Source organism: Streptomyces sp. NPDC007264 (assembly GCF_042869095.1).
Lineage (GTDB): Bacteria > Actinomycetota > Actinomycetes > Streptomycetales > Streptomycetaceae > Streptomyces.
Genome location: NZ_JBIAFD010000001.1, coordinates 22,970 through 45,452, shown reverse-complemented (window position 1 = coordinate 45,452; position 22,483 = coordinate 22,970). Strand labels below are relative to the sequence as shown.

At 70.7% G+C, this 22,483-nt stretch carries 23 protein-coding genes, 1 tRNA gene and 1 pseudogene; 12 read left to right on the top strand and 13 right to left on the bottom strand.

The genetic code is table 11. The features are described 5' to 3' along the window. Positions 1-50: 50 nt before the first annotated feature. Positions 51-1,541, bottom strand: a complete 1,491-nt coding sequence (locus tag ACFYMU_RS00240; RefSeq protein ID WP_388366094.1) for an aminopeptidase P family protein — start codon at positions 1,539-1,541, stop codon at positions 51-53. An 83-nt stretch (positions 1,542-1,624) separates the two neighbouring features. Continuing rightward, positions 1,625-3,175: a PP2C family protein-serine/threonine phosphatase gene (locus ACFYMU_RS00235; protein ID WP_388366091.1), complete on the bottom strand. Its 1,551-nt coding sequence runs from the start codon at positions 3,173-3,175 to the stop codon at positions 1,625-1,627. A gap of 480 nt (positions 3,176-3,655) precedes the next feature. Between ACFYMU_RS00235 and ACFYMU_RS00230 the strand changes: the two genes are divergently transcribed. Both ACFYMU_RS00230 and ACFYMU_RS00225 read left to right on the top strand, forming a co-directional pair. Continuing rightward, positions 3,656-4,321, top strand: coding sequence for a bifunctional DNA primase/polymerase (locus ACFYMU_RS00230; RefSeq protein WP_388366088.1), 666 nt, complete (start codon positions 3,656-3,658; stop codon positions 4,319-4,321). 54 nt (positions 4,322-4,375) lie between these two features. Next, a complete protein-coding gene (locus ACFYMU_RS00225; RefSeq protein WP_388366085.1) occupies positions 4,376-4,978 on the top strand; it encodes a hypothetical protein in 603 nt (200 codons plus the stop codon). Between the two features lie 257 nt (positions 4,979-5,235). Here ACFYMU_RS00225 and ACFYMU_RS00220 read toward each other — a convergent pair whose 3' ends face one another. The 3 genes from ACFYMU_RS00220 to ACFYMU_RS00210 all read right to left on the bottom strand — a co-directional run bounded on the left by ACFYMU_RS00220 (position 5,236) and on the right by ACFYMU_RS00210 (position 8,108). Then, complete coding sequence (locus ACFYMU_RS00220; RefSeq protein WP_388366084.1) at positions 5,236-6,228, bottom strand: DUF5926 family protein; 993 nt, start codon at positions 6,226-6,228, stop codon at positions 5,236-5,238. Positions 6,229-6,562: 334 nt separating this feature from the next. Beyond that, the gene (locus tag ACFYMU_RS00215; protein WP_388366081.1) at positions 6,563-7,192 is read right to left on the bottom strand and encodes an ATP-binding protein; all 630 of its coding nucleotides are present in this window, start codon (positions 7,190-7,192) and stop codon (positions 6,563-6,565) included. Positions 7,193-7,298: 106 nt separating this feature from the next. Further along, positions 7,299-8,108, bottom strand: coding sequence for a glycerophosphodiester phosphodiesterase (locus ACFYMU_RS00210; protein ID WP_388366078.1), 810 nt, complete (start codon positions 8,106-8,108; stop codon positions 7,299-7,301). Between the two features lie 270 nt (positions 8,109-8,378). Here ACFYMU_RS00210 and ACFYMU_RS00205 point away from each other — a divergent pair, with 270 nt between their 5' ends. Both ACFYMU_RS00205 and ACFYMU_RS00200 read left to right on the top strand, forming a co-directional pair. Beyond that, positions 8,379-9,800: a S1C family serine protease gene (locus ACFYMU_RS00205; protein WP_388366076.1), complete on the top strand. Its 1,422-nt coding sequence runs from the start codon at positions 8,379-8,381 to the stop codon at positions 9,798-9,800. Between the two features lie 82 nt (positions 9,801-9,882). Then, a tRNA-Ser gene (locus ACFYMU_RS00200) sits at positions 9,883-9,967 on the top strand. Positions 9,968-10,135: 168 nt separating this feature from the next. On the opposite strand, the gene ACFYMU_RS00195 is transcribed toward ACFYMU_RS00200, so the two are convergent. After that, positions 10,136-10,891: a GntR family transcriptional regulator gene (locus ACFYMU_RS00195; RefSeq protein ID WP_388366073.1), complete on the bottom strand. Its 756-nt coding sequence runs from the start codon at positions 10,889-10,891 to the stop codon at positions 10,136-10,138. Between the two features lie 78 nt (positions 10,892-10,969). Between ACFYMU_RS00195 and ACFYMU_RS00190 the strand changes: the two genes are divergently transcribed. From ACFYMU_RS00190 to ACFYMU_RS00180, 3 genes are all read left to right on the top strand, one after another. Then, the gene (locus tag ACFYMU_RS00190; RefSeq protein ID WP_388366070.1) at positions 10,970-11,248 is read left to right on the top strand and encodes a hypothetical protein; all 279 of its coding nucleotides are present in this window, start codon (positions 10,970-10,972) and stop codon (positions 11,246-11,248) included. 13 nt (positions 11,249-11,261) lie between these two features. Beyond that, a complete protein-coding gene (locus ACFYMU_RS00185) occupies positions 11,262-11,576 on the top strand; it encodes a hypothetical protein (protein ID WP_388366068.1) in 315 nt (104 codons plus the stop codon). A 268-nt stretch (positions 11,577-11,844) separates the two neighbouring features. Further along, positions 11,845-12,159, top strand: a complete 315-nt coding sequence (locus ACFYMU_RS00180) for a hypothetical protein (RefSeq protein ID WP_388366065.1) — start codon at positions 11,845-11,847, stop codon at positions 12,157-12,159. Between the two features lie 424 nt (positions 12,160-12,583). Here ACFYMU_RS00180 and ACFYMU_RS00175 read toward each other — a convergent pair whose 3' ends face one another. Continuing rightward, on the bottom strand, positions 12,584-12,805 hold the full coding sequence (locus tag ACFYMU_RS00175; RefSeq protein ID WP_388366062.1) for a hypothetical protein: 222 nt from the start codon (positions 12,803-12,805) through the stop codon (positions 12,584-12,586). A 652-nt stretch (positions 12,806-13,457) separates the two neighbouring features. Beyond that, positions 13,458-13,754, bottom strand: coding sequence for a hypothetical protein (locus ACFYMU_RS00170; protein WP_388366059.1), 297 nt, complete (start codon positions 13,752-13,754; stop codon positions 13,458-13,460). Positions 13,755-13,879: 125 nt separating this feature from the next. Between ACFYMU_RS00170 and ACFYMU_RS00165 the strand changes: the two genes are divergently transcribed. Next, complete coding sequence (locus tag ACFYMU_RS00165; protein WP_388366056.1) at positions 13,880-14,452, top strand: GNAT family N-acetyltransferase; 573 nt, start codon at positions 13,880-13,882, stop codon at positions 14,450-14,452. Between the two features lie 176 nt (positions 14,453-14,628). Here the strand turns inward: ACFYMU_RS00165 and ACFYMU_RS00160 are convergent. Next, positions 14,629-15,009 (bottom strand): annotated as a pseudogene (locus ACFYMU_RS00160) (VOC family protein); the annotation flags it as partial. 93 nt (positions 15,010-15,102) lie between these two features. On the opposite strand from ACFYMU_RS00160, the gene ACFYMU_RS00155 reads away from it, so the two are divergent. Next, positions 15,103-16,092, top strand: coding sequence for a helix-turn-helix transcriptional regulator (locus ACFYMU_RS00155; RefSeq protein WP_388366053.1), 990 nt, complete (start codon positions 15,103-15,105; stop codon positions 16,090-16,092). A 298-nt stretch (positions 16,093-16,390) separates the two neighbouring features. Here the strand turns inward: ACFYMU_RS00155 and ACFYMU_RS00150 are convergent, their stop codons facing one another. Next, the gene (locus ACFYMU_RS00150; RefSeq protein WP_388366050.1) at positions 16,391-17,731 is read right to left on the bottom strand and encodes a helix-turn-helix domain-containing protein; all 1,341 of its coding nucleotides are present in this window, start codon (positions 17,729-17,731) and stop codon (positions 16,391-16,393) included. Positions 17,732-17,917: 186 nt separating this feature from the next. On the opposite strand from ACFYMU_RS00150, the gene ACFYMU_RS00145 reads away from it, so the two are divergent. From ACFYMU_RS00145 to ACFYMU_RS00135, 3 genes are all read left to right on the top strand, one after another. Then, positions 17,918-18,649: a DUF4232 domain-containing protein gene (locus ACFYMU_RS00145; RefSeq protein WP_388366047.1), complete on the top strand. Its 732-nt coding sequence runs from the start codon at positions 17,918-17,920 to the stop codon at positions 18,647-18,649. 249 nt (positions 18,650-18,898) lie between these two features. Further along, positions 18,899-19,120: a hypothetical protein gene (locus ACFYMU_RS00140; RefSeq protein ID WP_388366045.1), complete on the top strand. Its 222-nt coding sequence runs from the start codon at positions 18,899-18,901 to the stop codon at positions 19,118-19,120. A gap of 200 nt (positions 19,121-19,320) precedes the next feature. Next, positions 19,321-19,725 (top strand): hypothetical protein, encoded by a 405-nt coding sequence (locus ACFYMU_RS00135; RefSeq protein WP_388366043.1) that lies wholly within the window; start codon positions 19,321-19,323, stop codon positions 19,723-19,725. A gap of 56 nt (positions 19,726-19,781) precedes the next feature. Here ACFYMU_RS00135 and ACFYMU_RS00130 read toward each other — a convergent pair whose 3' ends face one another. The 3 genes from ACFYMU_RS00130 to ACFYMU_RS00120 all read right to left on the bottom strand — a co-directional run bounded on the left by ACFYMU_RS00130 (position 19,782) and on the right by ACFYMU_RS00120 (position 22,295). Continuing rightward, a complete protein-coding gene (locus tag ACFYMU_RS00130) occupies positions 19,782-20,753 on the bottom strand; it encodes an MvdC/MvdD family ATP grasp protein (protein WP_388366040.1) in 972 nt (323 codons plus the stop codon). A gap of 18 nt (positions 20,754-20,771) precedes the next feature. Continuing rightward, the gene (tgmA, locus tag ACFYMU_RS00125) at positions 20,772-20,963 is read right to left on the bottom strand and encodes a putative ATP-grasp-modified RiPP (RefSeq protein WP_388366037.1); all 192 of its coding nucleotides are present in this window, start codon (positions 20,961-20,963) and stop codon (positions 20,772-20,774) included. A gap of 456 nt (positions 20,964-21,419) precedes the next feature. After that, positions 21,420-22,295, bottom strand: coding sequence for a bifunctional DNA primase/polymerase (locus tag ACFYMU_RS00120; RefSeq protein ID WP_388366034.1), 876 nt, complete (start codon positions 22,293-22,295; stop codon positions 21,420-21,422). Between the last annotated feature and the right edge of the window lie 188 nt (positions 22,296-22,483).

Genomic DNA, 22,483 nt, shown 5'->3' with positions numbered 1-22,483 from the left:
GGCTGCGCCGGCCGGGTGCCGAAGTCGGCACCCGGCCGCGCACCCGCGTGTCAGTCCTTCGTGGACGACCTCAGGGACGCCATCCACAGCTCGACCTCGTCGGAGCGCCGCGGCAGGGCGGCCGAGAGGTTCCGGTTGCCGTCCTCCGTGACGAGGATGTCGTCCTCGATGCGGACGCCGATGCCGCGGTACTCCTCCGGGACGGTCAGGTCGTCCGCCTGGAAGTACAGGCCCGGCTCGACCGTGAGCACCATGCCGGGCTCCAGCGTGCCGTCCACGTACGTCTCCGTGCGGGCGGCCGCGCAGTCGTGGACGTCCATGCCGAGCATGTGGCCCGTGCCGTGCAGGGTCCAGCGGCGCTGCAGGCCCAGCTCCAGGACGCGCTCCACCGGGCCCTCGACCAGCCCCCACCCGACCAGCTTCTCGGCGAGCACGCGCTGCGCGGCGTCATGGAAGTCGCGGTACTTGCCGCCCGGCTTCACCGCCGTGATGCCGGCCTCCTGGGCCTCGTACACGGCGTCGTAGACGGTCTTCTGGATCTCGCTGTAGACGCCGCTGACCGGCAGCGTGCGGGTGACGTCGGCGGTGTAGTACGTGTGCGTCTCCACGCCGGCGTCCAGCAGGAGCAGGTCGCCGGAGCGGACCGGCCCGTCGTTGCGCACCCAGTGCAGCGTGCAGGCGTGCGGTCCGGCCGCGCAGATCGAGCCGTAGCCGACATCGTTGCCCTCCACGCGCGCACGGAGGAAGAACGTTCCCTCGATGTAGCGCTCGCTGGTGGCCTCCGCCCGGTCGAGGACCTTCACCACGTCCTCGAAGCCGCGCACCGTCGAGTCGACCGCCTTCTGCAGCTCCCCGATCTCGAACGCGTCCTTGACCAGCCGCATCTCGGAGAGGAAGACGCGCAGTTCCTCGTCGCGCTCCGCGGTCACCTTGTCGTGCAGCGCGGCCTCGATGCCCGTGTCGTGGCCGCGGACCACCCGGACCGGGCCGGTGGCCTCCCGCAGCTTCCCGGGCAGCTCGCGCACGTCCGCGGCAGGAATGCCGTGGAGTTGTTCCGCCTCGGCGAGCGAGTGGCGGCGCCCGACCCACAGTTCGCCCTGGCCGGAGAGCCAGAACTCGCCGTTCTCACGGTCGGACCGGGGCAGCAGGTAGATCGTCGCCCGGTGGCCGCCCGTCCCGTCCGCGACCGTCGCCGGCTCCAGCACCAGGACACCGTCCTCCGTCTGGTTGCCCGTCAGGTACGCGTACTCGACGGAGGCCCGGAAGGGGTAGTCGGTGTCGTTGGAGCGGGTCTTCAGGTTGCCCGCGGGGATCACCAGGCGCTCGCCGGGGAAGCGGGCGGAGAGGGCGGCGCGGCGGGCGCGCGTCTCGGCGGCCTGGGCGACGGGCTGCAGGTCGTGCAGCTCGGTGTCGGCCCAGCCGGACTTCATGTTCTCGGCCAGCTCGTCGGACAGGTCCGGGTACAGGCCGTTCTTGCGCTGCTTGACGGGCTCCTCCTGGGCAGTCTCCGGGGTCTCCGGGAGCTCTTCCGCCACGGTCATCCTCCTAGATGCGGCACTGGACCCCGTCCATCGTACGGTCGCACGAGCGATCGGCGGCTTGTTCGACGAGGCCCGGCGGGGGCTCACTCGAACCGTGCCGCCAGCAGGATCACGTCCTCCGCGCCGTGCTCCCCCGGCCGCGGCGCCGACCGGCCGGGTGGCGCCGCGGCCGGCCCGTCCGGCAGCATCGCCCGCAGGATGTGGTCCACGATCGCCCCCGGATCGGTGCGCACCGGCCTCGGCACGCTCGCGGCCGCCGCGTGCAGCCGGGCGAAGGCGCGGTCCATCGGGTCCCCGGCGCGCTGCAGCAGGCCGTCGGTGTAGAGGAGCACGGTCTCGCCGGGCTCGAGGGTCACATCGATGCTCGGCGCCTCCCAGCAGGCCAGCATCCCCAGGGGTGCCGACAGTGAGGTCTCCACGAACTCGGTGCGGCGCGGACCGATCAGCAGGGGCGGGCTGTGCCCGGCCCCGGCCAGCGTCAGCCTGCGCATCGCGGGCTCGCAGTACGCGAACAGGGCGGTGGCCGAGCGGGCGGGCTCGGTGAGCCTCAGCAGCAGCTCCAGGTCCGAGAGGACCGCCACCGGGTCCTCGCCCTCCATCACGGCGTACGCGCGCAGCGAGGCCCGAAGCCGGCCCATCGCGGCCAGCGCGCCGGGCCCCGACCCGGTCACGGATCCGACGGCCAGGCCGAGGGCGGCGTCCGGCAGCGGCAGCGCGTCGTACCAGTCTCCGCCGCCGCGCGGACCGGTGCGGCGACGGGCGGCGAGCTGCACGCCGGTGATCCGGGGCAGCCGGGCGGGGAGCAACTCCTCGGCGATCGTCCTCATGCACGCGCGCGTGCGCTCGGTCTCGACGAGCCGGGCCAGGTGCTCGGCCGCGTAGCGGGCGTAGAGGCCGGCGAGGTGGCGCTGGCGCTCGACCGGCTCGGCGGGCTCGTCGTAGAGCCACACGGCGGCACCGAGCCGGCCGGCCGCCTCGGTGGACAGGGGGAGCGCGTAGCTCGCGGCGTAGCCGAGCCGGGCGGCCACCTCGCGGTGGCGGGGGTCGAGCCCGTCCTCGGAGAACAGATCGGGCTCGGCGATCTCGCGCTCGCCGCCCGGCAGTCCGTCGAGGATCCGGCCGTACGACATCGAACTGCGCGGCACGGTCTCGATGTGGCCGAGGTCGGCGCGGGCCAGGCCCAGGCCGATCGTGGTGTCGGGTCCCTGACCGTCGCGGGGTTCCAGCACGACGAGACCGCGCCGGGCGCCCACGAGGGCGGCTCCGGCGCGCAGCAGTTCCTGGAGCGCTTCGGCGAGTGAGTCCGTGCGCGCCAGGCGTTCGGTGAGTTCGTGGAGGGTCGTGAGGTCCGAGACCCAGGCCGCGAGCTGGTCCTGGAGCAGGGATTCCGGGGCGACGGATGCGTGGGGGGTGGCCGGAGGGACGTCCGTGGCGGCAGCGATCGACGCGACAGTGTGTGTGGGCGGGGGAACCGTGGAGTCGATTCCAGCCACTTTCGGAGGGTGAGGGGCGTTCATGGTGCCCGGCCTTCGGACCGGTGCATAGTGCTCGATAGCATCGCAAACCCCCATGTCAATCTGCGCCGCTAGCAGTGTCTCCACATGTACACGTACTCGTGATGAGATGTCCAGCATTGTCCTGCTGGGATTCGTGGTGTCCGTGAGGCTCCGTTACTCTCTTGTGGAAAGGCAAAGTTGGCCTAAAAAAGCCTCGGGCGTCGCCCTATTGCGGTCGACTGGCCTTGTTCGACGGAGCGTCACAGCGGTCGTGATGGGTACGTACTCGGTGAAGGCCAGGGATGGTTGGGAGCCATCCGGAACCTGGCGCCGGACCCGGGCGTCTTAGCCACCGACGGCCGAGCCCCATCCTCCCCTGGTGGAGGCGGCGAGCAGGAGCGGGACGGCACATCGCCAGGCGTCGCCACCCCACGCCATGCCCATGATGGTGATGGGCGCAGTACGGACGCGGACGCAGCCAAAGCTCGGCCCAGAGGGGTTCCCCTTGTCCAAGACAAGGGTGTGATGCGCCAGCAGGTACGCACGGTGAAGTGATCGACACATGGTGTGACATGGTCTCGGTGTTGCCAGGCGTGCAACGGAAAGGAACGAGCGCTCATGCGCGAGATCCTCGGAAGGCGACGCAGGCTCCTGTCCCGGCGGAACGACAGGAGGTCTGAGTCGATCAGCGCGGCCCTGACCTTCGCGACCGCATGGCGGTGGCCCGTTCTCCCAGGTGTGGCACCGGATCCGGAGGGGCGGGCCCGCTGCGGGTGCCCCGACCCGGAGTGCACGGTCCCCGGCGCGCATCCGTTCGACCCGGGGCTGCTGGCGGCCACCACCGACGAGCGCATGGTGCGGTGGTGGTGGACCAACCGGCCCACCGCGCCGATCGTGCTGGCCACCGGCGGCCGGGCGCCCTGTGCGGTGAGCCTGCCCGCCCTCGCGGCCTCACGCGCCCTCGCCGCCCTCGACCGGACGGGCATGCGCCTCGGTCCGGTCGTGGCGGCGCAGCACCGCTGGGCGTTCCTCGTGGCGCCCTACTCGATGGAGCAACTGGGCGACCTGCTCTACGCCAAGGACTTCGTCCCGGGATCGCTGCGCTTCCACGGCGAGGGCGGCTATCTGGCGCTGCCGCCCTCCGAGACCGCCCATGGGGAGATCCGCTGGGAGCGGGCGCCGCTGCCCGGTTCGGCCGCGCCCTGGGTGCCCGATGTGGAGGCCGTGGTGGACGCGGTCGTCGACGCCCTCACTCGTACGGGTGTGAGCGCGCCCGAGTTGTAGGTGTCGGGCGCGCGGCGGGGCCGAGCGCCGGTGATCGGCGGATATCTTCGGCTCATGCTGATTCGTCCTGGGGGGCACGGGAAACAGGGGCAGGAGACAGGCGCGCCGGGCCAGGGCCGGCCCGAGCCGCACAGGCTGCGCCTGTTCGCGCTCATGGGCGCGGTGACGGTCGTGGCCGCGCTGCCGCTCGCCGTGGCCTCCGCCGGGCCGGTGGGTGACGCGGACCGTGACGCGATCCGCACGCTCCCGCACGATGACGCGAAACGGTCGACCTCCTCCCCCGCGCCGAGCCGGCCGGGCCTCGGTGCGGCCACCGCGGCCCGCTGCGGCTCCCAACTGTCCTCCCCGGAAGGGATCGAGGCGCAGACCTGCGTCATGACGCAGGGGCCGGAGACCTGGGCGCGCACGTACTACCGCAATGCCACCGGCGGCCGGCTCAGCTCCGTCCTGAGCTTCATGGGGCCGGAGGGGCGCACCATCGAGATGCACTGCCCGGTGGCGGCGGCGAACGACCCGAGGACCTGCGAGACACCGCGGCAGCGCGTCGCGGGCGCGCCGAGCGCGTACTCGGCGGTCGTGGAGTTCGCCCGGAGCGACGGGAGCGGACCGCTGATGCTGCGCTCCGGAAGTGATGCGACGGGGCAGAGCAGGCGGTAACGGAGCGGCACCGCAAGGCAGTTGACGCCACGGGCCGTTTCGTCCACATGCATGCACATGAAAAGACCCGGTTGCTGGCGACGGGGGATGCACCAGCAACCGGGCTACTGGAACGGTAACAAGAGATCGGCGGTTCGCAAATTCGATCTCGGCTATTCGGACACGGATTTACCTGTCGCAACGGGTACTTGTGACGGGAGTCACCCAGAGGGAGACTCCCGCACCTGCTGACCGGTCGGTCCGGCGAGGGCCGGAGATCAGCTCAGCGTCACCTGCCGGTTGGTCAGCCCGCCGCGGGCCCGGCGCTCCTCGGCGGTGAGCGGCGCCTCCGACGTCAGAGCGGCCGCGAGGCGCTCGGCGAACTCGGCGGCCGGCTTCTCGACATCCTCCGCGCTCATCGCGCTCGGCAGGTCCCAGACCGGCACCGTGAGCCCGTGCGCGCGGAAGGATCCGACCAGGCGCGTGCCCTCGCCGAGGCCCGACTGCCCGGCCGCCTGCAGCCGCGCGAGGGCGTCCAGAAGCTGCTCCTCGGGGTGCGGCATGACCCACCGCAGGTGGTTCTTGTCCGGGGTCTCGCACCAGTACGCGGCGTCGACACTCCTGAGCTTCACCGTGGGGATGGCGGCGGCGTTGGCCCGCTCCAGGGAGGCGGTCACCTCGGGTGTCGCGTTCTCCACCTCGGGGACCCAGAACTCGAAGCCGCTGTGCACGACTGGCTCGAAGGCGCCTTCGGGATCCAGCAGGTCCTGGAGGCGCGGGCTGTCGGCGGGCGCGCGGCGGCCCTTGACCGGAGAGCCCGGCTCAGCGGTGAGGGCGCGCCGAAGGGTGTCCGCGAGATCGCGGCTGAGGTCGCCCGACGCCGTGTCGTTCTGCAGGCCGAGCAGGACCGAGCCGTCGTCGCGCCGCAGCGCGGGCCAGGCCATCGGCAGGACGGTGGCGAGCGTGACCGACGGGACGTCGTCCGGGACGATGCCTGCCCCGAGCTTCAGCTCGGCGGTCGCCGCCGGCACCAGCTCGCGCAGCGCCACCCAGTCGCACTCGCCGGGAAGTCCCTCGAACGGACGCTGCACCAGCTCGGTCGCCGCGTGCGAGGCGGTCCGGCCATGACACGCCTTGTAACGGCGGCCGCTGCCGCAGGGGCACGGCTCCCGGGCGCCGACGACCGGGACATTCCCCTCGGCACCTGCGACGCGGGCACCGTCGGTGGGCTGCGGGCGCTTGGCCTTGGTCTGGGGTCGCTTCTTGGCCATCGTGGGTGTCTCCCGGTTACGGCTCGTTTCGTACGGGCGCGAGCCTAGCCGCTCGTACGACGGTCGACGGGATCCTGTGGACAACGCACCGAACCGTCTCCGCAAGGCGCCCGCCCGACGGGGGCGAGGCGTTCGCCGGCAGAGCCCGGAGGCCTCCGTGGGAGCCGTGCGTGCGGGGGCGCCGGGGTGGAGCGCGGACGCGGAGCCCCCCGAATCGTGCCGCCGGGCCGCCGCCGGCCCTGACGCCCCTTCAGACCTGTCGCGGCCATGTGCTCCTGGCCGTGTTCGGCGGCCCTCCGTGGCGGGGCGTCAGGCATGCCCCGCCACGACCCGCTCAGTCCAGGTCGTCGAACGCGTCGGCGAAGTCCAGCCCCGCCATCCTCGACACGGAGGGCGCCGTCACGCGCGTGGCGAAGTCGTCGCGCCGGTTCGCCGAGACGGCGTCGTCCTGGACGACGACCCAGACCGTGACCTCGCCGTGGACGTCGTCCCGTACACCCCAGTCCTTGGCCAGTGCGGTGATGATGTTCAGCCCGCGGCCGCCGTGTGCGGTGACCGAAGGGGTCGCGGGTACCGGACGGGTCGGTCCGCCGCCGTCCGTCACCTCGACCGTGACGCGTCCGGAGGCGTCCACGCGCCACGCGGCACGCACGTCACCGTCCCCCATCAGGCTGTCGCCGAGTGGTCGGCCGTGGCGACAGGCGTTGCTGAGCAGTTCCGAAAGAATCAATACGGCATCATCGATGACCGATTCCGACACCCCACCGGTCCGCAGTTGCTCGCGCATCCGGTGCCGTGCGTCCCCCACGCCTGCAGGACCATGGGGCACGGCCATGCTTGACGACGTGGGCACCTCCTGTGCCACCACCAACGCCACCCCCGAGACCTCCTTCGCCCCACGCCACGGTGTGAATGCCCTCTTGGACCGGACCGGAAACCGACCCTCGTCCGGCTGCGGACGCACTCACACCGGTCGAACACGGAACGAACGCGCCGGTGCACTCCTCGTAGTCGTGCGGTTCGATTTCCCTGCTCATGCGGAGGAACAGGGGGCGGCGCGTGCGGGCGGTTCAGCGACCGAGCTGGCTCAGTACCGCCCGCGGACGGTTGGTGATGATGGCGTCGACGCCCAGTTCGGCGCAGAGTTGCACGTCCTCGGGCTCGTTCACAGTCCAGACGTGCACCTGGCGGCCGGCCTCCTTCAGGCGCGTGATGTAGGCCGGATTGCTGCGCACGATCCGCATCGAGGGGCCCGCGATCCGGACACCCGCGGGCAGCCGTCCGTCCCGCAGCCGGGGCGAGAGGAACTGCAGCAGGTAGACCGTCGGCAGGGTGGGAGAGGCGGCCCGCACACGGTGCAGCGACCGTGCCGAGAAGCTCATGATCCGCACCGACGACGCACCCGGGGAGTCGGGGGTGTCCAGGCCGAACCGCTTCAGCAGGAGCAGCAGCCGCTCCTCGACCTGTCCCGCCCAGCGCGTCGGATGCTTGGTCTCGATGGCCATCTCGATCGGGCGTCCGGCGTCGGCGACGAGTTCGAGCAGGCGCTCCAGGGTGAGCACCGAGGTGTGCTCACGGTCCTCCGGGCGGTACTCCCAGTCGGGTTCCTCGTCGCGGCTCTTCCAGGATCCGAAGTCCAGGGCGGCGAGATCGGCGAGCTCCAGGGCGGAGACGGCACCGCGGCCGTTGGACGTACGGTTGACGCGTCGGTCGTGCACGCAGACGAGGTGCCCGTCCGCCGTGAGCCGGATGTCGCACTCGAGGGCGTCGGCACCGTCCTCGATCGCCTTCTTGTACGCGGCCAGGGTGTGCTCGGGGGCGTCTTCGGAGGCCCCGCGGTGGGCGACGACCTGGATCGGGTGCTGTCGTGCGTGGGTCACTGCGTCATGGTGCCACCGTCGCGGGGAACATGTGGGATCGGAAGGGTATCGAGAAGGTGCCGAATATGAGGACACTTGTTCCGCCATGTCCGATATAAAGGATGGTCCGGAACCCACAGCCGTCGCTTATGGTGCCCTGACGGCCGGTGGGAAAAGCTTTACGACGTACACAAAGCCGTGCGCAGCCGACACGCGCCCGGCGCCGCGCAGGGCTGACGAGCGCGGGCGAGGGCGACCCAGAAGACCAGCCGTGGAACGAGGAGAAGAGCTGTGAGCACCGAGAACGAGGGCACTGAGGTACCCCCGGCCCCGTCTGCACCTCCCGTGCCGGTGGACGCTCCTGCTTCCGCGCCGGGCGCGGTCCCCCAAGGCCACGCGCCCTCCGCGGGGGCCGCCGGCCGGCCGGAGGGCGCGCCGACGGCGCAGCTTCCGCCGGTGCCTCCGGGACAGCCCGGGGCCTCGCCGGCCGCCGAGGCGGGCTGGCCTCCTCCGACGGCCACCCCCGCGTACCCGGGCGGCGGTGCCGGCGGCGCCTGGGGTGCCTCGTACCAGGACCCCGCCCCCAAGCCGAAGAGGGGCCGCGGCGGACTGGTCGCCGCGGTCGTCGTCGCCGCGCTGGTCGCGGGCGGCGTCGGCGGTGGCATCGGCTACCAGCTGGCCAAGGGCGACGACTCCACCAGCTCGACGACCGTCTCGGCCGCCACCAGCGGCGGCGACGTCAAGCACGCCTCGGGGTCCATCGCGAACGTGGCCGCGACGGCACTGCCGAGCACGGTGACGATCCAGGCCGAGAGCACCAGCGGCCAGGGCGGCACCGGCACGGGCTTCGTCTTCGACACGCAGGGCCACATCGTCACCAACAACCACGTCGTCGCGGACGCGGTCGACGGCGGCAAGCTCACGGCGACGTTCCCCGACGGCAAGAAGTACGACGCCGAGATCATCGGCCACGCGCAGGGCTACGACGTCGCCGTCATCAAGCTGAAGAACGCACCCTCGGACCTCAAGCCCCTCCCTCTCGGCGACTCGGACAAGGTGACGGTCGGCGACTCGACGATCGCGATCGGCGCGCCCTTCGGCCTGTCGAACACGGTGACCACGGGCATCATCAGCGCCAAGAACCGCCCGGTGGCCTCCAGCGACGGCAGCGCCAGCAGCAGGGCCTCGTACATGAACGCCCTGCAGACGGACGCCTCGATCAACCCCGGCAACTCCGGCGGGCCCCTCCTGGACGCGAGTGGCGCGGTCATCGGCATCAACTCGGCGATCCAGTCGACCAACGGCGGTGGCCTGGGCGGCAGCGGCCAGTCCGGCTCGATCGGCCTCGGCTTCGCGATCCCCATCAACCAGGCCAAGTTCGTCGCCCAGCAGCTGATCAAGACCGGCAAGCCGGTCTACGCGAAGATCGGGGCCTCCGTCTCCCTGGAGGAGAGCACCAACGGGGCGAAGATCACTGATCAGGGTGCGGGCGGGTCGGCCGCGGTCGAGTCGGGCGGCCCCGCGGACGAGGCGGGCCTCAAGCCGGGCGACGTGATCACCAAGCTCGACAAGAGGGTGATCGACAGCGGCCCGACCCTGATCGGCGAGATCTGGACCCACAAGCCCGGCGACAAGGTCACGGTCACCTACGAGCGCGACGGCAAGTCCCACACGGTCGACCTCACCCTTGGCTCCCGAGTCGGCGACAGCTGAGCCCGCCACCCGTTCCCGGGGCACCCACGCGCGGGTGCCGACCCGTTACTCTTGTCCCCGCGCCGCCGATCACGGCGGGCGGGGTGGGTTGCCCGAGCGGCCTAAGGGAACGGTCTTGAAAACCGTCGTGGCGCGAGTCACCGTGGGTTCAAATCCCACACCCACCGCGTGGTGTTCACGGCCCCTGACCAGGCAAGACGGTCGGGGGCCGTCGCCGTGTGCGCTCCCCGCCGGACACCGCTGTTCCCCCTGGTTTTCCGCTCTATCGGGCACGCGAGGGGCACGACCGGGGCACGGCGTGTGGGCCTTGGATCATGGTCTGAGGGGGCTGTCGCCTACCGGTTGATGGGAATCTCGTAGACGATCTCGCAGTGGGCGGCGGGTACGACGATGTCCGCCGTCTCGACGGGTCGTCCCTGGTCGCTGTAGTAGGTCCGCCGGATGTGGGTGACGAGAGCGGCCTTCTGGATGCCGAGCAGTGAGGCTTCCTCGGCGGTGGCCTGCCGGGGCTCGGGTTGCTCCACGGCGTGGCTGACGGTGATCCCGATGGCGGCCATGCGGTTGACGACGCCCTCTCCGGCGTGCGGGCCTCCCTCGGGGAGGACGACGAGGGTGCCGGCGGTGAGGTCGTACGGCTCCCAGCTCGTGGACAGTTGCACGGGCCTGCCGTCGGCCAGGAACTCGTACGAGGTCCGCACACACAGTTCGCCTTCGGTGATGCCCAGCCGCGCGGCGATGTCGGCGGGTGCGGGGACCTTGGCGTCGGTCCGGCTCTCCCAGTCGCCCCGCTTGCCGAGAGCCTTCATATCCGCGCGAAACGGCGACCCGTCGGGCTGCTCGCGCGCCGAGGACCGGACGATCCGCATGCGTTGACGGGGCTCGGCGACGTAGGTGCCCGATCCGGCTCGCCCCTCCAGCACACCCTGCGAGATCAGCAGCTCCTGCGCCCGGCGGACGACGTTCTCGCCCACGCCGCACTCCTGGCCGATCTGGGACCGGGAAGGAAGACGGTCCCCCGGCTCCCACACATGCTCCGCGATCCGCCGCCGGAGCTCGTCGGCGATGCGGAGATAGGGCGGCTGCTCAGGCATATGGAAAATCTAGTCCACTAGCTCTAATCTAGTTAACTAACTTCACCGACAGTGATTGCCCATGACGGAGGCTGCCCTGTGCCCGCTTCGGGAGTGCGCGCGGAGGCCATCGCCGCCCGGCTGTCCGCCGTCGGGCTCCCCACGCGAGTGGAGGAACGCGCCGGATTCACCTCGGTCGAAGCGGAGTTACCGGAGTCGCTCTCCGCCGAGTCGTGGAGGGAGGTCCTGGAGGTGGTGGCCGAGGCCGACCGGTTCGGGCTCAACGCCACCAGCCTGAACGGCCGCACGCTCTGGGCGGTCGTACGCAAAGCGGTCCCCACGACGGGCGATGTCGGGGGACCGGGCTATCAGCGATAGGAGCTGATTCAGCGTGCTCAACCGTATCCGCCGCGCCATCTCCCGCGCCAGGGCGCGGCATGCGCCCAAAGGCAGGCACCGCCGCCACCTGACGCCGTCCCGGCCACCGGCCGTCCCTGGCTCCTCCGCGCCCGTCGATCAGCCGACGGTCGCTCTGGGAATGGCCCTCGACCGGACGAGTCACCGCTACTTCCTCAGGGGCGAGGACACTGCGCTCGTCCGCCCGTACCTGCTGGCCTGGGAGGAGACCGTACGGCGACACCCGATGGATGCCGTGATCGCCGGTGAGCCGGCCCGGGCGAGGTCGGTCCTTGCGGGGGTCGGCTGATGCCCCCTCAACGGCAACTGCCCAGCCCGGACGCCTCGGCCGTCCACTATCGCTCCACTGCCTGCCATATCGGCACGCACCACGAGTGTGCGGAGTCTTCTCCGGCTTCGGCCCCGGTCGACGTCCCACTGATCTACGAGGCGTGTGACTGCTCGTGCCACTCGGCGCCTGACCCCCTCGACTCCCAAGAAGTGGAAGCGGTGAGCGGCTGGGGTCCCGGTGGCCCGTCGGCATCCGACATCGATTATCGAGAGGCAGGTGCACAGGGATGACGGCACAGAACGGGCTGAGGCTTCTCCCGTGGGTGGGTCCGGAAGGTAAGCCGTGCTACCTGAACACCGATGACCCGGAAGGTTACATGTCCCGCCTCGCGGACCACATCGAGGCGATGCAACTCGGTATGGCGTCCGAACTACTGGAGCAAGCACTCCCGGTACTCGATGACGAGACCACGAGTGGGGAGGAGCTGAGCCTTCTCGCCGGGCAGTTGGCCGGCGCGTTGCGGGATGTACTGCGTGTGGCCACCAGCCGCGGACACCGTCATGCGTCCGCCGTGGACGCGGGCGCTGAATCTGGCTTATAACGCCGCAGCGGAGAAGTCCTGTCACCGACTGGGCAGATGGAGCTGATGACAGGGTGGGACGACCCACAAGAGGCTGGGTCGTCTCGCCCTCCGCGCCTTCTGATCCGTAGCTCTAGCCTCGATCTTGCGTGACGGTCCGCCGACTCAGTCGGCGGACCGTCACGCAAGATCGAGGTCAAGCCACCTTGGGGCGCGCCGCACGCATGCCTGAGGCGGGCTCCTGTGCATCGTCGAGCAGGAAGATCTCGTCTTCCCTGAGGTCTGGGGCCTGGAAAGGGTTTGTCGTCGGAGGCGGCGACGCTGCAGTGGAGCAGCGGGGTTGCTTTTCCAGAGCGGAGAACAGCGACGTTGGATCGATGAGAGGTCTCTCTTTCGTTACAGGTCCCTGATGGGGCCTGGAGTGCCGTGATCGGGCACGGTGGTCCTACAGCTTGGTCATCTTGGCGTACGGGCTCAAGATCCGCATTTGCGCCGAGCCGAAATCCACCAGCGCCGCGATTCCGTCCTCGATGCTGATTACCCGGCCGAGACCGTACACGTCATGTGTAACCTGGTCGCCCGTGGCGAAGTGCTTGGGAGCCGGTGTGACCGGGGCCTTGAAGGGGCTGGTAGGCAAGTGACGCTTCGGTGCAGCAGGCTTTGTCATGACTCAGTATGAGCCTACGTGTATCCCGCTCGCTGTGGCCGTCGGCACAGATCCGGACGAGAGCAACCGCGTCATGCCACTGACCTGCGGTTTCGAGACCTGGTGAGGCGAAACTCGGCCGCAGCCTCCTTCGCTGACCGTGGCTGATCTCTGTACTTGGCACGGTTGGGGCACGAACCTCAGCCGACGACAACCAGCCACGATGGCGGGCCCGGCGACCGATCAGGCGCGCGTGTGCCTCGCTGCACCCCCACCGGCCGCAGCCGCGCTGCCATGCCGTCGACCAGAGCAAGCCACGACGGCGGAAGCGTGCTAACCAGCCGCTGGGGCCGCGACTTCTTCGTCCCGAAGCAACTGGCGTAGGCGCTTGACCTTGGATCGGTGCGCCTTCCACCTGCTACGACGGTCCGTAGACGTCCGCGGTTGTCCGCTGCTGTGCGTCGGCAGTGTCACGCAGTCAGACACTCACCAGCCCAACCCGACCAGGCGCCGAGAAGATGCGGGCACCCGAGCCGCCCTGGCTCGGCAGTCTCCCTGTCGCCTTCGCGACAAGCTGCCCGGGTCGTTGCCATCCACGGTCGGGGGCCGTCGCCGTACGCGCTGGCCGACGCCGTCGGGGCCTGGTGCCCCGACCGCATTCGGTGCGTCGGCTTCAGGGAGGTGGCAGCGGCCCTGCGAGGGTGACCGTGCCGGTCCACCAGTCCGGTTGATCGGGCGCGTGCCAGAGGACGTCGAGTCGGTGGTGGGTGAGTTCCTCCGCCTTCTGAACCAGGGCCGCCTGCGCGATGTCCGGCTCGGACGAGGGCGGAGGACCAGCGAGAGTGCCGTCGGCGATGCCGACCGGCCCGGTGAAGTGGACGGCGTACCTCCATCCGTCCGGGGTCCGGTACAGGACGAGGCTGGTCGGCGTCCCGAGGGTGCGCCAGTACGGCCGCCGTTTGCTCGTCATGCCGGCACGGTACTGCGGACTCACCGCCCATGCGGCGCGTCCGGTGTCACCGGCGATGTACGCGCCCCCGACCGTTCGGACAAACGGATGGTCGGGGGCGAGCGTGAGGCGGCAGGATGCTCCGCGTGACCTTGCCCACCCCCGAGCTGCACACCGCCCGCCTGCGACTGCGGCCGTTCACCGACGCCGACGCGGCGCCGCTCTACGCGCTGCACAGCAGCGCCAACGTGCTGCGCTACTGGGACTCCCCGCCGTGGACCGAACCGGCTCGCGCTGAGCGCTTCATCGCGACCTGCCGGACGATCGAGGAGGAAGGCACGGGAGCGCGGGTGGCCGTCGACCGCGTCTCCGACGGCGCGTTTATCGGCTGGTGCGGTCTGACCAGATGGAACCCGGACTTCCGCAGCGCGTCCCTGGGCTACGTCTTCGACGCCGCCGCGTGGGGCCACGGCTACGCCACGGAGACCACGCACGCCGTCCTGCGGTGGGCGTTCGACACCCTGGACCTGAACCGCGTCCAGGCCGAGACCGACACCCGCAACGTGGCGTCCGCCCGGGTCCTGGAGAAGCTCGGTTTCGTCCTCGAAGGCACCCTCCGCGAGGACTGCGTCGTCAACGGCGACGTCTCCGACTCCTGGATCTTCGGCCTCCTCCGCCGCGAGTGGCACCCGACGGCCACGCCGACGGCCGGCCGCTAGGACCGAGACCTGCCCGCCTTTCGGTCCGCAACCCCACCGAGGTCATCATGGGCCGCTCCGGCGAGCTCAACGTCTTCGCATGCCCCACCGATCCCGACCATCCGCAGCGCTGGAGCATCGAGTAGCTCGTAGGGTCCGCCTGGAGCGGCAACATTCTCATCGGCGTGCGCGGGTGCGATGGCCTCCGGGGTGATGGGGGTGAAGAAGTTGACGAGGTTGCCGTCGGGGTCTCGGAACAACAGCGACCGGTTGCCCCAGGGCATCGTGGTGGGCTCGGTGACGAAGTCGGTGACGAAGCCGGTCAGGTTCTGGTGAACGCGGTCCACGTCGTCGACGAGGAACTCGGTGATCACGCTGTGGTTGTCCGCCGGGCGGGCAGAGCCCGGGGCGAACAGCGGGACGGTGCGGGTGCCGGCGATCGCGAGGGTTGCGCCCGCGGTCTTGAGTTCGGCGAAGTCCTCGGTGGCCCGTATCGCCTGCATCCCTGTAGCTCGCTCGTAGAACTCGACGAGGCGTGCGACGTCGCTGGTGATGATGCGGATCGAGACGAAGTCCATGGGAATCTCCTCGGCTGCGCTGGAGGCGTGCACGTCGCAGGCTAGGAGAAATAGTGGACAGAATCGGTCCTGTATTCGCGTTAGGCTGCGAACATGCCACGACCCACCGGCCGCGTGCTGAGACTCCTGGAGCTGCTGCAGTCGGGCTGCACCCGGACCGTGGCCGAGCTCGCCGACCGTCTCGGCGTCGAAGGGCGCACTGTGCGGCGGTATGTGGACCAACTGATCGACCTGGACGTGCCCGTGGAGTCGGTGCGCGGCCGCTACGGCGGGTACCGGCTGGCTCCCGGGTACCGCATGCCTCCGCTCATGCTCAGCGACGACGAGGCGCTGGCCGTGCTGCTCGGCCTGGTCGCCGGCCGCCGGGCGGAGCTGACGGCGACGGAGCGCACGGCGAACGAGACGGCGTCAGCGAAGATCCGGCGGGTGCTGCCCCAGCACATCGCCCGCCGGCTCGACACACTCCTGGAAGCTCTCGCCTTCACGGATCGGCCCGGCGAGTTGGACCACCCGGACGCCGGGCTCCTGCTCACCATCGCCGATGCGGTGCGCCACCGCCGACCGGTCTCGATCCGCTACAGCGACCGCGACGGACGGCGCAGCGAACGCACCCTGCACGCGTACGGGATCGTCGCCCATGCGGGCCGGTGGTACGTGACGGGCAAGGACGCCCAGGTCGGCGAGGACCGGACCTTCCGGCTCGATCGCATCGCAGCCGCGAGAGCCCTGCCCGGCTCATTCGAAGCGCCCATGGGGCCCGGTCCGGCACAGCGCGTGTTGTCAGGATTCGCCACGGCCGAGTACAGGCATCAGGTCACCTTGCGGATCCACGGGGCAGTCGAGCAGATCCGCGCCCACCTCCCCGCCAGCGTCGCGAGCCTGGAGGAGCACGAGCCCGCGGCCGGCCAGGACCCGGCGGCCGAGCGCTGGCTGCGCGTCGAGCTACGGGCGGAGCGGCTCGACTGGCTGCCTCCGGTACTCGCCTCACTCGACCGGCCGTTCGTCATCGAGCGCCCCGATGAACTCCGCGACCTCGTCATCGCGCTCGCCGACCGCCTCACGTCGTACGCCCGCCGGGTCTGACCGCGAGGAACCAATTGCGGGCGTCCAGGGCTTCGGCCGGGTAGGAGGTACCTACGTCCGGCCGTGGTGCTGTGCCGGGGTGTGCTGTGTCGGAGCTGATCGTCGATAAGACGGGCGAGCTTCGGCGAGCGCAACAGCTCCTTTCGGGCCTCGTCCTCGGCGTGGAAGTGGCCCGGGAGCCGCGAGGCCGGGTGCGCGATGACCGGACCGGGCGGGCAGAGGCGTCGTACGGTGCTCCAGCGGAGATCAGCAGGAACGTTCGAGGCAGGGCTTCACGAACTGTTGCAGCCGATGCAATTCATCCTGTTTCCCGTTTGATCCACTCGCCGCCGCCGAGCGGGTAGTCGTAGCCCGGGCGGCCCGCGTCGGCGCTGGTGCGGAACGGGGTGCCGCCGTTGTCGACGCGGACGGTGCCGTGGCGGCTGCCGCTGGACCAGTCAAGGGTGAGGTCCCAGCGAACGTCGTGGGCCTCGGTGTGGGCGGTGACGTAGAAGACCTCCGGGTCGGACTCGCTGACCTTGTACGGGAAGTCGCGCTGGCCGTTCTTGACGGTGACCGTGGGACTGCCGTTGTCGAGGTCGATGTCGAACGACTTCGTGGCGACGTTGCCGCCGCAGCCGACGCCCATCGAGTAGTCGTTCCAGGCGAGCGGCGCGCCCTTGCTGAGGACGCGTACGTGCAGGGCCTCCAGGACGACGGTGTCCTCGCCGGTGCCCTGGACGGTGAGGGCGACCTCCTGTTCGGCCGAGGACACCGCCCCGTACGCGGCGGCCCAGCGCGGGGCGTCCTGCTCGCTCGCCGGCGGGCCGACCTGCTCGGGTTCGCTGTCGACGAGGAAGTGCTGGCTGCACGGCTCGTCGTAGACGTAGGGACGGGTGCCGACGGTGAGCGGGACGGCGACCGTGGCGCTGCCGTCGGTGCCCTGGGCCCCGCCCTGCTTGCCCCCGCTCTGCTTGCCGCCGCCCTTCGAGGCGCCGGACTCCTGGGACTCGGTGGCGCCGACGGAGGCCGATGCGGACGGTTCGTGTCCCTTCGCGCTCGGGGGCGGGGAGGCGGACGGTTTCCCGGCGTCGGCCACGCCGGTGGCACCGGCTGCCCGTCGGCCGCCGGTGTCGTTCCCGCCGCCGAACGGACGCAGGGTGAGCACGAGGGCCCCCAGCACCGCGGCCAGCGCGAGGGAGGCGATCAGCACGGTGCGGCGTGGCGGCGCGAGTCGGCGCGGCACGTCGACGACGACCGGCTCGTGGTCCCCGGCTTCGCCGCCTCGATCCGGTGCCGGCGGTGATCCCGGATCCACCTTGTCGGCCGTCTCCGCCGTCGCACCAGCCGAACCGGCCCTCCGAGGCGAACCCGTCGCCGTGACCTGATCCGCCCTGCTTCCTCTTGCCGCGTCCGCCAGGACCCAGCGCCGGTGCAGTTCGACCAGCTCCTCCGGCGTAGCCCGGCAGACCCTTGCGAGGCGTTCCACCGGTGCGTACTCGACGGGTACCGCCGTGCCGTTGCAGTAGCGGTGCAGCGTCGACGTGCTCATGTGCAGCCGCTTCGCGAGGGCTCCGTAGCTCAGTCCCGAGCGGTCCTTGAGTTCCCGCAGCAGCCGCGCGAAGTCTTCCGTTCCACCGGCCCCTGTCGCCCCTGGCACCCGTTTCCCCATCCCCTCGTGTTCCAGTCCCGCGTTCCAGGACCACGGCTTTCTCCCTGGTCAGACCGCGTTTCACCGTTCCAGCGTCCCCAACTGCCCGCCGGGCGTGGCGGTTGGGACAGATCGCCGCACAAGCTTCGGTCATCCAATCACCACCCCCCTCCCCACACCGAAGGGCACGTCCACATGTCCAGCCTCCGCACCTCCCGTACTCGTCTGGTCGGCGCCGCCGCGACCCTCGTTCTCGCCACGCTCTCCCTGACCGCGTGCAGCAACGGCACAGGCGTCCACGACGAGGGCGCCTCGGCGGCCACCACGCCGGCCGCGAACTCGTCCTCCGGCCCGTCACCGTCCAGCACTTCGTCCTCCGGCTCCGCCTCCCGCTCCGACTCCGCCTCCTCGGGAGCCGGGACCGCCGCCGGCACCGCAAGGCCCGCCGCGGACGCCTCTGCCGCCTCCGCGTCGAAGCCGTCGGTCCCGTCCGGCAAGCGCCCGGTCACGTGCGAGGCGTCCAACACCAAGACGGTCGCGGCCCCGTTGAACCGCCCCGTGAACCACCTGCTGCTCACCGTGACCAACACCGGTGGCAGGAGCTGCTACCTCTACGGCTATCCGGCCGTCCGCTTCGGCGATGCCCAGGCCGTGCCTCCGGTCATCGAGGACTCACAGCCGCAGGCGGTGGTCACGCTCGAGCCGGGCGAGTCCGGGTACGCCTCGGTGAACCTGTCCGCCGCCGACGGCAGCGGCTCGCACGGCCACACCGTGCACTCCCTGACCGTCTACTTCCGCGGTCGCTCGGGCAACGAGAGCGTCGGCGCGGGTGCTCACCCGTCACTGCCCGCGGCGGGTGTCTACGTCGACGACTCGCTCAAGGTCACGTACTGGCAGCAGTCGATGGACGACGCCATCGACTGGTGACGCCGAACCGGGCGCAGACGGCTGCCTGCCTCCCGTCTCCCGCGAGTTGTCTGCGCCCGTCCCCTTCGGCGACCGATGTCTGTTCGGCCCTTCCGCAAGCGATGTCTGTTCGGCCCTTTCGGGATGCGATGTCCGTTCGGCCGCGACTGCCGATGGGTACGCTCCCCTCATAGCTGCTGGGGGCAGGCCGGAGCGCCGGATCGCGCGGCGCGGTAGGGACGGGTAACGGGGGCGACGATGATCTCTCTGGTGCTGATGGCGCTGGTGCTCGCATCCATCATGGCGGCCGCGGTCACCGTGCTGCTGCGTCGTGAGCGGCGCCGGACGGGTTCGAGTCCGGACGGGCGGCACATCGAAGCGGCGGCTATGAGAGCCTTTCGCGACGCGCGTCGGCAGGCTCACACCTATGAGCACTTCGGTACTGTCGGTGGCAGCATCAGTGCCCTGCGGGACCGTGACTCACGCTCGTAGGCGTCTGGGTCGACGACGGTACGAAGAGGCGAGACGGCCGTTCTTCCATGGCATGGAGGGTTCGCAGAAAGTCGTGCGTGACGACCTGCAGCCGAGAACGTCCCGCCGGTCCTGAGGCCCTGGACACCGGGGAGGTACTCGGGTGCGAGCTGAGTACGTGCGCTCTGTTCGGCCGGGGAGTGAGCCGGAACGCTTGGGGCATGCGTCAAAGACTGATGACAACCGCTCGCCGGCTGTTTCCGATCCTCGTGTCGGCCGTTGTGTCGCCGGCCCTGTGGGCCGCCTGGCTGGGGTGGGACCAGCGTCGTGATCTGCAGCCCGACGGTACGACGACCGGCCCTTACCAGGCGTGGCAGGTGATCGGGCTGGTGCTGACGTTGCTGGTGCCGGTGTACTGGGCCGCCTCACGGCGCCACTTCGCGGGCGCCGTGCTCGGCACCACGGCCGGCCTCACCGTCGCCGCCTACGGCGACTGGTCGGACGACTCCAGCGGCCTCTTCGTGGTCGGCGTCGGAATGGTCATGGTGGGGAGCCTCGTCGTGACCTCCGGCGTCTCCGCCGTGATCGCCTCCGCGCAACGACACCGCCTCCGGGCCGCAGGCTGACGGCACGCCGCGCCGCCCCGAGCCGCCCGTCATGTGGGCGCCCCCTGGTTCCGGAGCTACGGAAGCCCGGCGCCGGCGGACGGCTGAGGGAACGCTGTACGGGTGCCGCGCTGTGACAGCCACAGGGCGACCGCCTCCGAGATCGGTTGGCCGGTCTGCAGTTCGACGAAGCCGAACTGGCCGCCCTGGTTGCACTCGAGGAACCACCAGACGCCGTCCTCGTCCTCGGCGAAGTCGAAGGCGGCGTACGCCAGTCCGGTGAGGGCGACGTACTCGTGCACCGACCTGCCGATGCGTTCGGGTACCGGCACCGCCTCCCAGGCGTGCTCCGTGTCGCCGTACCGTCCGTCGACCTGGCCGGGTTCGGCCGTCTTCCGCGCGGCGAACAGCCGGACGCCGACACAGGTCAGACGAATGTCGGCGCGCTTCGGCACGTACCGCTGCAGCAGGGCGGGGCCGGCCGCGACGGCGGAGAAGTCGGCGTCGGGGCCGATCAGGGTCGTGGGCAGGGCCAGCCCGGGATCACCGGGAGGCGGCCCCGAGGCGGACTTCACCACCACGTTCCGGTGCTCCTCGGCGAACTGCTGGGCGAGGCGCGGGGTGGTGGTGAAGACCGTGGGCGGTACGGCGAACCCGCTGAGGTGAGCGATCCTCAGCTGCCAGGGTTTCAGGCGGGCGCGGTCGGCGTTGCATGGATGGTTCATCCAGCGGGTAGGGGCGGAGTAGAGCATTCCGTACAGCGCCTGACGGGTCTCGGCGGTCAGCCACGGCGAGGGGTGTGCCGCGTGCGCCGCCGGTTCGCCCGGCCTGCGTACCCATACGGAGCGCAGGCCGCCCATGCTGAGCACATGCCCGTTCACCGACAGGTGGCCCTCGAAGTCGCCGTAGGCGTAGTCGGCGGAGAGCACTGCCTTGCCCGGCAGGTCCGCCGGGTCGAGTCGTATGACGGGGGCCCCTGCGCCGTGCAGCCGGGCGACCACCATGTCGGCGGTCACGTCCTCCTCGGATGTGAGGATCAGTACGGTCATTTGCTTGCGGGTCGTCGGTCAGTCGTCGAAGTGTGTCTGTGAACCGGCGGTCGACGTCGTCGTACCGACGGCCAGGAGAAGGTCGGGGTCGCTGACGGCCGGGCGGCCGTCGGGAAGCACGTTCAGTTGACGTGACTCGTCGAAGCGGTACGGCGTCACCACGGCCGGAAGCACCTTCGGGAAGGCGTAGTTGAGGGTGAACGGTCGCACGCTGAACCTCCAAGTTCGCACGTTGAGTGCGTGCAGTCCCCTACACCGTGCCCGGGTAAGGGATTCATCGCTTTCCGCCATATCGGGGGGAGGGCCCTCACACGGCCCACCGCTTCGCTCGCGGTATCCGCATCACCGGCGTGAGTCGCTTGCAGCTTCCCCATGAATGACACATCGGACTGGGCGTCACAACCGTCACTGGAGCTACCTGCGGTGACTGCTTCCTCACCTTCGGCAGGTTCCCGTGGCCCCTTTCATGCGCAAAACACTGGTCATGCAGCACAAGTCGGGCTTGGCGTGGATTCCGGAAAGGGGCGGCCCAGGGCGATGGAGAAGGCGGCCGATGACGGTGAGCGTGGTGGCGGCGGATCCGGGCGAGGCGTCATTCCGGTGCGGGGCGAGGTGGTTCCCGTGTCATGCCGTGCCGCCCGGCTCACCGCGGTGGGGGCGGCGCGCTCAGGGCCGCTGCCCGGTCATCCGGGCGGCCGAGGCGATCGTCGAGCGGGCCTCGCGTTCCGTCAGCCCGGTGCGGATCGCCGCGTCGATCAGCGCGGGGGTCAGGTCGGGGCCGATCCCGTTCTCGTGGGCCCGGCAGGCGGCCCAGAAGAGGCGGGTGTTGCGCTGGCCCTCGTGCGCGGCGAGCACGAAGTGCACCAGGCCCTCGCCGTGCCGCCCGGTCGAGGCGGGTGTGGGGTGACGGGCGTGCCGCGGCGGGGGCATGAGCAGGCGCAGCAGGGCGGGCGGGCAGGGCGCAGGCGGCAGCTGCGCGGTGCCCGGTGCCGTGCGGTAGGTGCCGTGTTCGGTGCGTGAGCCGGGGCCGACCAGGTATCCGCCGGCGCCGCGGACGTCTATGCCGGGGGCCAGGCGGCTCGCCGAGTTGGGCACGACGACGTCCGGCGGGCCGCTCAGCCACAGGTGGCGGCCGCCGCTCGGAGTCAGCACGACCACGGTCTCGGGGAGGGTGAACAGGTGGCGCAGCGCGAGTTCGCGCAGGGCCGCGGAGGAGTCGGTCCCGGACTTGGTGTCGAGATCGATGCCGATGAGGTGGTGGGGGTGCAGGCCGCAGGCGATGCCGTAGCCGGTGGCCCAGGGGGCGGCGGCGAACAGTTCGCGGATGCGGCGGGGGTCGGTCGTGGCGTCGTACACCCCGTGTCCGGGTCGGCCGCACGCGCCGTGGCAGGCACGTGCCGACGGATCGGGGTCGTCGCGGTGGGGGGAGCGCAGGGCCGGCAGCTTCGTCCGCGACAGCGGGATCACCGCCAGTCCGCGCTCCGCGGCGGACAGCGCGTGGGCCAGGGCCAGGGTGGTGGCCTGCCGGTCGATGGTGGCCATGGTCCTATTTTCGTACTCACGTTCGAAAAAGGGAAGAGGGTGGGGGTGGGGGTGCTGAATCGCTTCGGTCCTTGGCGGGATCGGGTGCGATCGTCCCGATCCGCGGCCTCTGAGGTGAAAGCAGGGAACCATACCCAAAGGGGTTTATCCGCATGTCGTCACGCTTCAGAGCGAATCGCGGCTTGCGG

Bases quoted from the DNA above. Each gene is read 5' to 3' on its own strand.
- ACFYMU_RS00240 (WP_388366094.1), bottom strand. From the start codon at position 1,541: ATGACCGTGGCGGAAGAGCTCCCGGAGACCCCGGAGACTGCCCAGGAG.
- ACFYMU_RS00235 (WP_388366091.1), bottom strand. From the start codon at position 3,175: ATGCTGGACATCTCATCACGAGTACGTGTACATGTGGAGACACTGCTA.
- ACFYMU_RS00230 (WP_388366088.1), top strand. From the start codon at position 3,656: ATGCGCGAGATCCTCGGAAGGCGACGCAGGCTCCTGTCCCGGCGGAAC.
- ACFYMU_RS00225 (WP_388366085.1), top strand. From the start codon at position 4,376: ATGCTGATTCGTCCTGGGGGGCACGGGAAACAGGGGCAGGAGACAGGC.
- ACFYMU_RS00220 (WP_388366084.1), bottom strand. From the start codon at position 6,228: ATGGCCAAGAAGCGACCCCAGACCAAGGCCAAGCGCCCGCAGCCCACC.
- ACFYMU_RS00195 (WP_388366073.1), bottom strand. From the start codon at position 10,891: ATGCCTGAGCAGCCGCCCTATCTCCGCATCGCCGACGAGCTCCGGCGG.
- ACFYMU_RS00180 (WP_388366065.1), top strand. From the start codon at position 11,845: ATGACGGCACAGAACGGGCTGAGGCTTCTCCCGTGGGTGGGTCCGGAA.
- ACFYMU_RS00175 (WP_388366062.1), bottom strand. From the start codon at position 12,805: ATGACAAAGCCTGCTGCACCGAAGCGTCACTTGCCTACCAGCCCCTTC.
- ACFYMU_RS00170 (WP_388366059.1), bottom strand. From the start codon at position 13,754: ATGACGAGCAAACGGCGGCCGTACTGGCGCACCCTCGGGACGCCGACC.
- ACFYMU_RS00155 (WP_388366053.1), top strand. From the start codon at position 15,103: ATGCCACGACCCACCGGCCGCGTGCTGAGACTCCTGGAGCTGCTGCAG.
- ACFYMU_RS00145 (WP_388366047.1), top strand. From the start codon at position 17,918: ATGTCCAGCCTCCGCACCTCCCGTACTCGTCTGGTCGGCGCCGCCGCG.
- ACFYMU_RS00135 (WP_388366043.1), top strand. From the start codon at position 19,321: ATGCGTCAAAGACTGATGACAACCGCTCGCCGGCTGTTTCCGATCCTC.
- ACFYMU_RS00130 (WP_388366040.1), bottom strand. From the start codon at position 20,753: ATGACCGTACTGATCCTCACATCCGAGGAGGACGTGACCGCCGACATG.
- ACFYMU_RS00120 (WP_388366034.1), bottom strand. From the start codon at position 22,295: ATGGCCACCATCGACCGGCAGGCCACCACCCTGGCCCTGGCCCACGCG.